Genomic DNA, 12,280 nt, shown 5'->3' on the forward strand with positions numbered 1-12,280 from the left:
GGCGGCGGTGATCGCGAGCACGTCCACGCCGTCGGACCGCGATCTGGCGATCCTCCGCTCGTTCGCGGACCGGATCGACGCGTATGACGCTGGCGCCGCGAACAACCTCGGGGTCCTGTACTTCACGCGTGGGCTGGTGGACGAATCGGTGGCCATGTTCACCCGCGCCCTGGAACTGGACCCGCGCATGACCGTGGCGCAACGCAACCTCGAGATCGTGTACTTCACCAGCGGATATTACGATCGCCGGGTGCAGGAGTTGTCGGCGCGGCTCGAGGCAGCGCCAGACGATCGGTACGCGCGCTGGGAATTCGGTCGGACCTGCCTGTTGCTCGGTGATGTCGGACGTGCGCTCGATGCCTTTGGCACCTTGCTCCGCGAGACACCGGACGACATCCAGGTCATCCGACAGGTGGCCACCGCCGAGCTCAAGAGCGGGGACCTGGAAGCGGCCGAGCGGTGGCTGGTGCACGCGCTCGAACTGGCCCCCGACAATCCGGCCGCGCTCCTGCAACGCGGTGAGGTGGCCTATCACCGCGGTCTCAACGAGGTCGCCCGTCAGTCGCTGGAACGCTGTGTGGCGCTTGCGGCGGACGACGCGGATGCCTGGTACTTGCTCGGCTTTGTCCGCGGCGACCTCGGCGATCACGAGGGGGCGATGGCGGCACGCCAGCGCGCCATGCGACTCAATCCGTCGTTAGGTCGTGCGCGGGCGAACCTGTCGCTCGAACGCTTTGACGCGCGCTCCTGGGAGCGGGCGGCCGAGGTGAAGGCCGCGCGCGGGTTGGGTACCCCCCCGGGCGGAACGCCGATGCCGCACTACCACCTTGCCCTCGCGTTTCGGCAGAAGGGATACCTGGCCGAAGCCGACCGGGAGTATCGCCTGGCCCTGGAGGGTGGCGAGGATCGCGACGTCGTCCTGCCGGCGATGGCCGAGTTGGCCTTGCTTCGCGGTGAGATGCACGACGCGGTTGGGCTGTACGACGAGTTGCTCGCGGCGGCTCCAGGTCGCGCCCGCTACTGGAACGAGCGCGGCGTGGCGTTGCATCACTTGGGGCGATACCCGGAGGCACTGGACTCGTATCGGCGTGCCGTGGACGCCGACCCGGCCGCGCTCTCCGCCCGCAACAACCTCGCGGTCGCTGCCTTTCACGCCGGCGACCCCACCGCAGCGGCAGCCACCCTCGGGCAGGTGCTCGTCGCAGAACCTGGAAACGCCCGCGCCCGCCTGAATGCCGCGCTCATCTGCGTGCGGCAGGACCAACCGGCGGCCGCGCTGACCAACTATCGGGTGCTGATTGAACAGGCGGGGGAGCACCCGGTCGCATGGAATGGGGTGGGGCTCGTCCTCACCCGGCTCAAGCGGTACGCGCAGGCCCGCGACGCATTCTCGCGAGCCATCGAGGCGCGCGAGGCGTATGCCGAGGCACACTACAACCTCGGCTTCGCGTTGTCCCAGTTGGGCGAGCACGACGCCGCCCTGCGGGCCACACATCGTGCCATGGCGATCGACAGCTTCTACACCCCGCAAGGGTTCGAGCTTGCCGTGGACTTCGCGCATGAGACGCCACTTTTCCACGTGGCACCTGAAGTCGCCGCGGTGGAGCGGGGCGTCACCGGTTTCGCATTCACTCCCGACGACCTCGACGAGCCGTTTGCCGAACTGGCCAACGGCCCGGCGTCACCCGGCGGTGCGGAGGACTTGTTGGCCACGGCGCGTGAGGCGCTGGGGCGTCGCGACTTTTCGGCGGCACACGCCACCCTTCGCGAGGCGATCGCCGCGCACGGCTCACGCCCGGACGCCCTCGTGCTCCAGGGTGAGGCGTTCCTCGGACAGGGAATGGCAGGAGAGGCGGTCGAGCGTTTTCGCGCCGCGCAGGCCGCTGCGCCGGGCCACAGCGAGGCCATGGCCGGCGAACTGCGCGCCCTGGTTGTGGCGCACCGCGAACAGGATGCGGTCGCGCTCGTTGCGCTGCTGGGTGCGCGCGAGGACCTGGACGCCGCGACCCTGACCGCGGTGGCCACCGTGCATGCTGCCCAGGGCCGAAGCGATGAGGCACGGGCGGCCCTTGCGCGCGCCTGGACGCGGGCGCCCGGCGATCCGGTCATCCTGCGGTCGATCGCGCACATTGCCGCCGCGCTCGGCGACGCCTCGTCTGCCATTGAGGCCTTGGGCGCCGCGCAGGCGACCGGTCTGGCCCCGGTGGATGTGAGCGTCGACCTTGCACAGCTCCTGGACGCCACCGGCCGTCGCGCGGAGGCCGAGGACACGTTAGGCGAGGCGTGCCAGCGCGAGCCGGGACATGTAGGGGCGACGTTGGCCCTTGCGCGCCTTCGGCGTGACGACGGACGGGCCGAGGCGACGATTCCTACCCTCGCCGACGTCCTGCTCTCGAGCCCGTGGCAACTGGACGTGCTGGCATCGCTCGCGGAATCGCTCACGGTGTGCGAGCGTCGGGTTGATGCGCGCATCGCGGTGGATCGCGTGCTCCGCTTTGATCCCGACCATGCCGTCGCCCTGTACCTCGATGGCGTCCTGCGTGTCGCCACGTTCGACTTTGCCGGCGCCATCGCGCAGTGGGACCGCCTGCTCGCTGCAGAGCCGTCCAGTCCGTACGCCCGGCGCGCGGAGCAGTCGAGGGCGATTGCCGTGCAGCGCCGTGCCCGGCTCGTCGGTGAGGCGATGAGCCTCGCGGGGAGGGGCTGATGGCGATCGAGGGCCCGCTGCGCGAACTCGGCATCCACGATGTATTCCAGTTGCTCGACTTGAGTCGAAAGACCGGATGCCTGCGCGTGTCATCCGCCCTGCGGGACAACGAGGGCCAGGTGCACTTCCGCCGCGGCCGCGTGGTCGCCGCGACCATCCGGAGCAACCCCCACCTCCTGGGGACCGTCCTCCTGCGCGATGGACGCATCACGGAAGCAGAGCTGGCGGCGGCTCGTGCGACCCAGGACGCCGTGCAGCCACACCGGCGACTCGGGGAAATCCTCGTGGAGCAGGGCGTGCTGACGAGTCGTGAGCTGGACCGCTACATCCGCCGGCAGGTCGAGACCGTCACCTTCGAGCTGTTGTCATGGCAGGAAGGGTTCTTCTCCTTCACGGATGCCGACGACGAGGACCACGTGGCCGATGGGGTCACGGCGCTCGCCGTGGAATCGCTGCTCATGGAAGGTGCGCGGCGTCTCGATGAGTGGACGCAGATCCAGCAGCGCATCCCGCACCTCGGCTTGCTCCCGGTGTTGGCCGACCTGGCGCCGGATGGCACCGCGTCACCGTTGGACCTGCAGCCCTCCGAATGGGAGGTGCTCGCCGCCATGGACGGCGAGCGCGACTTGCGGCAGGTCGCCACGGCGCTGCACCGCAGCGAGTTTGATGTGGCCCGTACGGCATTTGGTCTCGTCACGACGGGGGTAATCGTCGTGCGCGAGCCCCGCCGCTCGTTGACGCCCCCTGGCGCGCAGTCCCAACTCGCCATTGTGCTGGGTGACGCTCGAGAGGCCCTCCAGAGCGAGGACTACGAACAGGCGATCTCCCACGCCGTCACGGCGGTGGCCCTGGTTCCGGAAGACCCCGAGGCACGGTTCCTCTTGGCTCGGGCGCTCCTGCGCACGGGACGCGAAGTGGAGGGAGAGGAACAGCTGCGTCTCGCCCATCGCGCCGCCCCACAGCATGCCGGCGTCATGATGGAACTGGCTCGGCTCGGCATGCGGCGGGGGGAGATCGGCCAAGCCATCGCCTGGTGGAAACGGGTCATCGCGGCGGCACCAGGGACGCGCGTTGCCGAGCAGGCTCGCGACGCCGTGGCGCACGCAGAGCAGCTGGCCGCGATGCTGGAGGCCGTGGATGCGTAGCGCGTCGGCGATGGCCGGGAGGGCCCCATGCCACTGGTGAACTACGCGGCGCGGGAGCTGACCTGCAAGATCGTGTACTACGGTCCGGGGCGGTCCGGCAAGACCACCAACCTGCACTACATCTACGATCGCGTGCCGATCGAGCGTCGCGGGTCGATGGTTTCGCTGGCGACGCATAGCGAACGCACCCTGTTCTTCGACTTCCTGCCGCTGGACCTTGGGCGGATTTCCGGCTTCAACACGCGGATCCAGCTCTACACGGTGCCGGGCCAGACCTACTACCGGTCCACCCGCAAGCTGGTGCTGCAAGGGGCGGACGGCGTGGTCTTTGTTGCGGACAGCCAGCGCCCCCAGCAGGACGAGAACCTGGAGAGCCTGCGGGACATGCATGAGGTCCTCGCGGAGCAGGGCGTTGACGCGCGCGCCCTCCCACTCGTCCTCCAGTACAACAAGCAGGACCTTCCCGGGGACCTCATCCTGAGCCCCGGGGAGCTCGACGACGTCCTCAACTTCCGGCAGGTGCCGCGCTTTGCCGCGGATGCCCTGCACGGGGTCGGCGTGTTCGAGACGCTGCGCAAGGTGTCGCAGTTGGTCCTGCAGCGATTGAGTGCCCCGGCTGCGGCCGGGATCCCCTGAGGTCGATGGTTGATCCTGCCACCCGCTTCGCGACCCTGGTCGTCGGCGCCGCCAATCGCCTGGCGGTGACCGCGGCGCGTGCCGTGGTGGACGCACCGGGCGCGATCTACAATCCGTTGTTTGTCCACGGAGGGGCGGGGCGTGGCAAGACCCACCTGCTCCAGGCGGTGTGCGAGGCCGTCGGGGCTGCGCACCCAGGGCTCGCGGTGGAGTACCTGGCCATGGAGGAGTTCCTCGATGACCTCCGCGCCGCCAGTCAGACGGGGCGGTCAGACGCCATCAAGGGGCGATTCCAGCGTGTGCAGGTGCTCTGCCTGGACGACGCCCAACTCCTGGCCGGACAAGCCGACGCCCAGAGCGAGGTCCTCCGGATCATCAACAGCATGCAGGCCAGTGGACGTCAGGTGGTCATGGCCGCCGACCGTCCGCCGCAGGACATCCCGGATCTGGACGCCCGCCTGCTCAACCGGCTCTCCGGCGGGTTGGTCGCCGAGATCGGCGCACCGGACGCCGAGTCGCGCGTGGAGATCTTGCGACGCATCGCGCAAACCCGCGGATTCGACCTGGCTGCGGGGGTGATCGAGGAGCTGGCCCGGTCGGCCATGTCCAACGTGCGGGAATTGCAGGGGGCACTGAACCGCCTGTTCGCACAGCAGGGCGCCCAGGGGCATCCGCTCACTCCGCAGGACGTCTGGTCGGTGCTCGGCGAGGCGCGCATTCCCGCGCGGCCGGACGAGTTCACGACGTTCCTCGAGGACGTGACGTCGAGCGTGGCCGCCTCGGTCGAGGCGTGGCGCACCCATCTCGCCGAGCGCATTGCGGTGTGGTCGGGGCTCGGGTACCGCACCGCGATCCTGGAACAGGCACTCGCGCTGGACGAACCACCCAACGTCGACGAGTTGGACACTGCGTTCCGCGTGGTGACCGAGCGTCTCGCGGCGCTGGAACGTGAAGCCATACGCCTGGACCCGACGTACGCCGGTCAACCGCTCTTTCGCGATCCGGACCGTCTGCAGGAAGCCGAGCAGTGCGTCGCCGTGGCCGCTGCGCGCCTCGCGCCTCCCGCAGGCCCCGACCCCAAGTGGCGACTGCAGGACTTTCCGCGGACCGCAGCCAACCGGCCCGCGCTGGCGTCGGCCCAGCTCCTGGTGCTGCATCCGGCGCGGGTGGGGCACCTGATGCTCGTCATCGGTCCCGCGCGCTCCGGGAAGACGCACCTCGTGCACGGGATCGGGAACGCCCTCAAGGTCGCCGCGTCGGACGGCGTGATCGCGTGTGTCTCAGCGGACGGCCTGGCGCGGGAGATCCTCACGGCGGTCACCGAGGGTACGATCGATCGGTGGCACGCCCGGTACCGGTCGGTGCAGGCGATGCTGGTGGAAGACGTGCAGCAGCTCGACGGGCGCGAGCGCGTGCAGCAGGAGCTGGCCACGCTCGCCGACGCCTTGCGTCGCGATGGCCGCCCGGTGGTGCTGTCGTGCGACCGGGAGGTGGCCGCGTTAGGCGCCGTCTCGCCACGCCTTCGCGCCGTCCTCGACTCCGGGGCCCGCGTCTTCACGGCGCCGGCGTCCCCGGCGGAGGCCGCGGGTCGGTTCACGCCGGTGCCTGAGGGGGACGAGGCGGCGGCCCCGAACATCGACGTGATCCCCGAGCCCGAGATGGTCGCATGGGCGGGCCGCTCCGAGACGGTGGGGACCGACGAAGGCGACCCCTGGTGGCGCGATCGCGAGAAGCTGGTCCTGCGATGGCCCGACCTCGGAGAGTGCCTGCTCGAGGAGTTGGCCTGATGGCGATCAAGGGCTCCCTCCGCGAGGCGTCGTTACCGGATGTCCTCCAGCTCCTCAGCATGGGTCGAAAGACCGGATGCCTGTCGCTGGCGCACAAGCAGGCCTTTGGCTCGATCTACTTCAACCAGGGACGCATCGCGTTCGCCTCGATCGTCAACCGTCGCGATCGCCTCGGCGACCTGCTGGTGACGAATGGGCAGCTCACGCGCGAGGAACTGGACCGGGCGATCACGGTGCAGGGGGAAGCACCGGAGCGCCGCCTCGGGGAAATCCTCATCGCCCTGGACCTGATCAGTCGTGAGGAGTTGCACCAGCACATCAAGCGACAAATCGAGGAAGCGGTCTACCACCTCTTCACCTGGACGCAGGGCACCTTTTCGTTCGAGCCCGACATCCATCCGGACGAGCAGGACTTCGTGGTCTCGATCAACCCGGAGTCGCTCCTGCTCGAAGGGGCGCGGCGGGTGGATGAATGGAGCCAGATCGAGAAGAAGGTCCCCGGGTTCGACTCGATCTTTTCGCTCGATCGGGCCCACCTCGCCGCGAGCGCCGTCGAACTCACGCCGGAACAGGATGCCCTCGTGCCCCTGCTGGACGGGACGCGCGATGTGCAGTCGCTGGTGGAGCGCTCGGGGCTCGAGGAGTTCGAGGTCGGCAAGGCGTTGTTTGGTCTCGCCACCGCAGGCTTCATTCACCGGGTGGGCAAGCGTCAGGCCTCGGAACAGGTAAGCGTGGACGCGCGCGTCGCTGAACACCGCAACCTGGGCGTGGCATTCTACAAGAGTGGCATGTTCGACGAAGCCACGCGGGAGTTTCGCCGGGTGTTGGAGCTGCGCGCCGAGGACGACGTGAGCGAGTTTCACCTCGCCTTGTGCGCGATGCGCGATGGCCGGTACGCCGATGCCGTGACCCAGTTTCGCGCCCTGGTGTCGCGAGGCCCGCGACGCGCCACCGCGCAGGCGAACCTCTCCCTCGCCCTGGAGAACCTCGGCCGACCGCATGAGGCGCGTGAGGCCGCGCGCGCCGCGTACGCCCAGGCGCCGCGCCACCTTGGGGTCGTGTTGCAGCTGGCGGGGCTCCTCCTTCGCAACGACGAGGTGACGGAGGCGCGCGCGTTGCTGCAGGGGATCAGGGACGCACGCGTGCGAGCGCTCCCCGTCACCTGGTATCACTTGTCGGCGTTGGCCGCGGCGCGGACCGGAGCGCTGGACGAGGCCATCGACCTCGCGACCCAGGGACTGGCGGCGTGGCCGACGGCAGCGCCCCTCGCCAACAACCTCGCCGTGTTGCTGGAGCGCGCCGGGCGACAACGCGAGGCGCTGGCCGTCATCGAGCGAGCCCTTGTGGATGGTCCCTCGCTTCCACAACTGCACCGCAATGCGGGCGACCTGCATCATGCGTTGGGGAACGACGGGGAAGCGCTCGAGTCCCTGGCGCGCGCGGTTCGCCTCGATCCGGATCTCGGTCCGGCGACGTGGCATCAATTGGGTACGCTGCGCTCGGCCCGTGGCGAGCGCGAGGACGCGGCGCGCTGTTGGCAGCGGGCGCGGACCCTCGATCCGCAACGGTTGTCCGGGTCTGTCCCCGCGGTCACCGCACGCGGCTGAGCCATGGCCGATGCTCTCGGTCTGCACGTCCCGGTCGCGGGGGTGGCCGTGGCGTCCGGCGAGCAGGTGCTCTCCGCCGTTGGACTTGGCAGCTGCGTCGCCGTCATGGTGCATGACCCGGTTCACGGGGTCGCCGGGATGGCACACGTCCTGTTGCCCGACACCGCATTGACCCGTGACACGAGCCGACCCGGCAAGTGTGCGAATACCGCGGTGCCGCACCTCGTCGCGCAAATGCAGGCGGCCGGGGCCGGGGCGGGGCTCGTCGCCCGGATTGCGGGGGGGGCAGCCATGTTCGCCGCACTCGCTCCCGGCGGTGTGAACATGGGAGAGCGCAACGCCGACGCCGTACGCGCGGCGCTGGCGACCGCCGGCATTCCCGTCGTCGGCGAGGATGTCGGTGGCGAGCACGGGCGGAGCGTGTATTTCCATGCGCCCTCGGGACGCGTGGACGTCGTGTCCCTTCGCCTCGGCCGCCGTGTCATCTGACCGCCCCCGAGTCCTTGTCGTTGACGATTCGGCGCTGATCCGCCGCTTGGTAGCGGACATCATCGCGGAGAGCGGCGACTTTGACGTGGTGGGCGAGGCATCAAGCGGAGAAGAGGCCATCACCGCCTGCCTCGCCCTCGATCCTGCCGTGGTGACCCTGGACATCGAGATGCCTGGATTGAGCGGACTCGAGACCCTGGGGTACCTCATGAGCGAGTCTCCACGGCCGGTGGTGATTGTGAGCGGCGGGATCACACGGCGAGGGGAGGACCTCGTGGTCCAGGCGCTGGAGCTGGGCGCCGTGGATTTCGTTCGCAAGCCTTCGGTAGGTACCACGCTGGACGTGGACACGCTGCGCACTCGGGTGTTGCAGGCGCTGCGCGCCGCGACCCACGGCCATCTCGAACCGCCAAAGGTCGTGCCCCGGCGACCGTGGCGGCGCGGCACCGCTCCCCGCGTTCGGGAGGCGAGGGACCGCGAGGTTCCGGCGTCGCGATTGTTAGTCATCGCGACGTCTACCGGTGGCCCCAAGGCCCTCACTGAACTCTGTTCGACGTTGGCCCTGCCGGACGGGACGGCCGGTGTGATCGTCCAGCACATGCCGGCCGGCTTCACGCACACCCTCGCCCGGCGACTCGACGAGGTCGCCGAAGGTCGTGTGACGGAGTGTACGGAAGGATGCCCGTTGTTCGCCGGCGAGTGGTCGGTCCTCGCCGGCGGAGCGCAGTGGGTCGTCACCCGGGTGAACGGGATGACGCGGTTGCGCCGTGCGCCGGAGATTGGCGGGCCGATTCGCCCGGCGGCGGACCCCTTGCTCACGAGCGCCGTCGGCGCGTTTGGGGCCCAGGTGGACGCGGTCATCCTTACCGGGATGGGACGTGACGGAGCGCACGGTGCGCGTCTCGTGCGCGAGGCAGGTGGACGTGTGCTCGTGCAGTCGCCGGAGTCGGCGGCAATCGGGGGAATGCCGCAGGCCGCCCTGGACGTCGCCGGGGCCGATTGGTGTGGTCCGCTGGACCGCTTGGCGGCGGCCATTTCGACCATGTGCGCGGGCTCACCCCAATCGTCACGACGCGCGTGACGCAGACGTGTGCGTATCGGTCCTTGGATAGACCACCACGCTGCATGGCATGTTGACTCCGGTTCGCGTTCCCATCACACCTAACGAGTCCCATCCGGTCCGATTTCGCGATCGGGTCCGCGCCCGCACGGGGCGCGGTGAGTTGTTCGTGTTCGTGGTGGGTGACGAGCGATTTGCGCTCGACGTGCGGGCGGTCGAGGAGGTGTTGGAGGCGCCGGAAATCCAGCCCATTCCCGGCAGCGCGCCATCCGTGGCCGGCGCCGCGCGATATGCGGGACAGGTCATGGCGGTGGTATCGGCCGGGCCGTTGCTCGGTGTGGAAGGCGGACATCCCCGCACCGTGCTCGTCCTGCGTCGCGGTGCCGATCGCCTGGGACTCCTCGTGGACGATGTCGACGACGTGTCCGAGATCGAGCTGCTGGAGTTGAGCAATCCGCCATATGAGGCAGACGAGTTCCTGCTGGCCGTGCACTGGGATGGGGCGGCCCTCACCTGCGTCCTGGACGCGCGGGCCGTGGTGGCGGCGGCTGCGGCGGCTGTCCGAGGCACGCGCTGATGCTCGACCAGGCACCGGCCCGCGTCGTCGTCTTCCGCGTCGCCGGGCAGTTTTATGCCATCGACGTGATGGTGATCGAACGGGTCATTCGCCATCTCGTGCCGCGCCCGATCCCGATGGGATCCGACGAGTTCACGGGGGTCATCGACGTTGAGGGTCGTCTGGTGCCGGTGGTGGATCTGCGAGACCGTTTCGGTGGTGACCAGACCCCGCGCGCGGACACCGCCCGGGTGCTCCTCGTTCGCGAGTCGAGTGGACTGATGGGGTTCGTGGTCGATCAGGTGTTGGAGGTCCGGAGCGTGGAGGCGACGGATGTCGAACCTGCGCCGGCAGCCCTGCATCGCGGGGAGGGTTCCCTCGTATTTCTGGGCACCCTCCGACGATCCGGGGACGTGGTCCTCCTGGTGGATGCCGCCGCGCTGTTGGCGGCGACGCGCACGCCGGCCGCATCGGTTTCATGACGGCGCGTGTGGTGGCCGCGGAGGCTCGCCTGGAGGAATATCAGGCGTTGGAGGCCGCCCTTCAGGCGCCGGACGCGCTTGCACGTCGCGACGGATTGAAGGCCGACATCATCGCCTTGTATCGCGCGATAGACCGGGATGTGCACACCCTGGAGGCGATCAAGGGGCAGGTCAAGGAGTTGGTGCAGGTGTGGAAGCGGCTGGAGGACGGCGGTGATGCGGGCGCCCCCATGGCGACGGCGCCCATGCCGACCCCGAGTCGCGAGGACCACCTCAACGCGTCGACCTACATCGAGAAAGGCTGGAGCCTCATCTCGCTGGGCGATCACACGGGCGCCGAAGCGGCGCTGTCGCGCGCGTTGGAGCTGGCGCCAAATGATCCGCAGGCCCTTTCCCTGATGGGTTGGACGCTCATGTTGCGCGAGCAATATGACGAGGCGCTGCTGCACTTCCAGCGGGTCCTGTTGAAGGAGCCGGGGAACTCACTCGCACGCATCAACGTGGGCTACATCTGCCTGAAGAAGCGCATCTTCGGGGAGGCCATCGAGCACCTGTCCAAGGCGATCCGCCTCGACAACGACAAGAAGGCCACGCTCTACGCGCACTACTACCTGGGGCTGCTCTACCTCGAGCGCGAGATGTACGAGGACGCGGTGGGGTTCTTCCGCAAAAGTCTCAAACTTGGACCGAACCTGGTGGAGGCCTGGCACGAGCTGGGTCGTGCGCTATGGTTCGGGGGTGACCGGGACGGAGCGCGGTCCGCGTGGCGGGACGGAGCAGCAACGAACAAGTTCAATCCATGGGCCAAGCGTTGCGCCGAGGTCTTGTCGCGTGTCGACGCTGGGGGCGAGCCGCCGCGATAGCGTTTGCGGCGCTGGCCGCGGACGTCGCCGGACAGCTCGCGCCGACTCGCATCTCCGAGGGTCGCTTCTTTATTGATGCGTGGCCGTCGGACTCCGTCCTTGCCCGCACCCTCCTCACACGAGCGGTCGCCAACGACACCTTCCCGGGCCTCCCACGGCCCCGGGATTCCGTCCTGGTGATCGTGGCACCCGACAAGTCCACCTTTGAGACCCTGGTGGGACGCGGAGCGCCGGAATGGGGGGCAGCCTTCGCGTTTCCCGGGGAACGGCGGATCGTGATGCAGGGCGCGTCGGCCCCGTCGTCGGCCGGCGACCCCGTGCGAGTCCTGCGGCACGAGCTGGCGCACCTCGCGCTCTTCGAGTTTCTCGGGTCCGCGGCGCCTCGATGGTTCGACGAGGGGTACGCCTCGTTCGCAGCCGGGGAGTGGGACCGCGAACACGTCATCGCCGCGAACCTCGGGCTTGCCCTGGGCCGCAACCGGACCCTGGCGGCGCTGGACTCCGGGTTCCACGCGGGAAGTCGATCCGCCGACGCGGCGTATGCTCTTTCATTTCGGGCAGTTGCGGAGTTGGCGGCGATCGATCCAGGCCGCGGACTGGCACCGTTCATGGCCCGTTGGAAGGAGTCCGGGTCGTTCGATCGGGCCCTTCGAGCGGCGCACGGGCTGACGACCGGGTCCTTCGAGACGCTTTGGGCGAAGAACACGCGACGACGGTATGGGGCAGTGGCGCTGTTTGCGGACGTGACGGTCGGGGTGACCATGCTGCTGCTGCTGGTCGGCCCACTGTGGGTGGTCAGGCGTCGGCGGGACCGAGCGCGAATGGCGGCCTTGGTGGCGGCCGAGGCCGAGGCGGCGCGGCGGGAGCGGGAGGCCGTAATCGAGGCCCTGCTGGCCTCGGTGAGCGAGCGTCCGGGTGACGGGCCGCATTCATCGTAACTTAATGTGA

The 12,280-nt window shown here is 69.1% G+C and carries 11 protein-coding genes; all 11 read left to right on the forward strand.

The features are described from left to right. Positions 1-7: 7 nt before the first annotated feature. Genes IPK85_16685 through IPK85_16735 form a run of 11 tightly spaced genes read left to right on the forward strand, consistent with a single transcriptional unit; the run spans position 8 to position 12,270 of the window. A complete protein-coding gene (locus IPK85_16685; GenBank protein ID MBK8249016.1) occupies positions 8-2,707 on the forward strand; it encodes a tetratricopeptide repeat protein in 2,700 nt (899 codons plus the stop codon). Further along, positions 2,707-3,852: a DUF4388 domain-containing protein gene (locus tag IPK85_16690; protein MBK8249017.1), complete on the forward strand. Its 1,146-nt coding sequence runs from the start codon at positions 2,707-2,709 to the stop codon at positions 3,850-3,852. Before IPK85_16685 ends, IPK85_16690 begins: the two co-directional genes overlap by 1 nt. A 27-nt stretch (positions 3,853-3,879) precedes the next feature. Continuing rightward, positions 3,880-4,488, forward strand: coding sequence for a GTPase domain-containing protein (locus IPK85_16695; GenBank protein MBK8249018.1), 609 nt, complete (start codon positions 3,880-3,882; stop codon positions 4,486-4,488). A 5-nt stretch (positions 4,489-4,493) separates the two neighbouring features. Continuing rightward, a complete protein-coding gene (locus IPK85_16700; GenBank protein MBK8249019.1) occupies positions 4,494-6,275 on the forward strand; it encodes an ATP-binding protein in 1,782 nt (593 codons plus the stop codon). Continuing rightward, on the forward strand, positions 6,275-7,882 hold the full coding sequence (locus tag IPK85_16705) for a DUF4388 domain-containing protein (protein ID MBK8249020.1): 1,608 nt from the start codon (positions 6,275-6,277) through the stop codon (positions 7,880-7,882). The genes IPK85_16700 and IPK85_16705 overlap by 1 nt, the downstream gene beginning before the upstream one ends. 3 nt (positions 7,883-7,885) lie before the next feature. Beyond that, on the forward strand, positions 7,886-8,371 hold the full coding sequence (locus IPK85_16710; protein MBK8249021.1) for a chemotaxis protein CheD: 486 nt from the start codon (positions 7,886-7,888) through the stop codon (positions 8,369-8,371). Then, positions 8,361-9,452 (forward strand): response regulator, encoded by a 1,092-nt coding sequence (locus IPK85_16715; GenBank protein ID MBK8249022.1) that lies wholly within the window; start codon positions 8,361-8,363, stop codon positions 9,450-9,452. Before IPK85_16710 ends, IPK85_16715 begins: the two co-directional genes overlap by 11 nt. A gap of 49 nt (positions 9,453-9,501) precedes the next feature. Then, positions 9,502-10,008, forward strand: coding sequence for a chemotaxis protein CheW (locus IPK85_16720; GenBank protein ID MBK8249023.1), 507 nt, complete (start codon positions 9,502-9,504; stop codon positions 10,006-10,008). Beyond that, on the forward strand, positions 10,008-10,469 hold the full coding sequence (locus IPK85_16725; protein ID MBK8249024.1) for a purine-binding chemotaxis protein CheW: 462 nt from the start codon (positions 10,008-10,010) through the stop codon (positions 10,467-10,469). The genes IPK85_16720 and IPK85_16725 overlap by 1 nt, the downstream gene beginning before the upstream one ends. Continuing rightward, on the forward strand, positions 10,466-11,332 hold the full coding sequence (locus IPK85_16730) for a tetratricopeptide repeat protein (protein MBK8249025.1): 867 nt from the start codon (positions 10,466-10,468) through the stop codon (positions 11,330-11,332). The genes IPK85_16725 and IPK85_16730 overlap by 4 nt, the downstream gene beginning before the upstream one ends. Continuing rightward, positions 11,269-12,270 (forward strand): hypothetical protein, encoded by a 1,002-nt coding sequence (locus IPK85_16735; protein ID MBK8249026.1) that lies wholly within the window; start codon positions 11,269-11,271, stop codon positions 12,268-12,270. The genes IPK85_16730 and IPK85_16735 overlap by 64 nt, the downstream gene beginning before the upstream one ends. The last annotated feature ends 10 nt before the right edge of the window (positions 12,271-12,280 follow it).

The sequence above is a fragment of the Gemmatimonadota bacterium genome (genome assembly GCA_016712265.1).
GTDB lineage: Bacteria > Gemmatimonadota > Gemmatimonadetes > Gemmatimonadales > Gemmatimonadaceae > RBC101.